Annotated in this window: 1 protein-coding gene; it reads right to left on the bottom strand. The window is 84.4% G+C overall.

What is annotated here, in order from left to right; all coding sequences use genetic code 11:
* A partial coding sequence (locus NUM_RS38070; RefSeq protein WP_207126222.1) for a hypothetical protein occupies positions 1-263 on the bottom strand: 263 nt, incomplete at both ends.

Below are 263 nucleotides of genomic sequence, written 5' to 3' on the forward strand. Positions count from 1 at the left end.
CGCGGCCGACGCGTCGGCCTCGCTGGCCGCGGTCGCCCGGCGGCGGCTGGCCCGCTTGCGCGGCGCCGGCGCCTCGTCGGCGTCGCCCGCGGCCTCGGCGGGCGCCGCCTCGACGGGTGCGGCCTCCGCGGCCGGGGCGGCCGCCTTCTTCCGGGTACGGGTTCGGCGCGGCGCCGGCTCGCCGGCGTCGTCGCTGCCGGCGTCGTCCGGGCCGCTGCCGCGGGCGCTCGCGCTGATCGCGACGGACCCGCCGGTCGCGTTGT

The sequence above is a fragment of the Actinocatenispora comari genome (assembly GCF_017312725.1).
Classification (GTDB): Bacteria; Actinomycetota; Actinomycetes; order Mycobacteriales; family Micromonosporaceae; genus Actinocatenispora; species Actinocatenispora comari.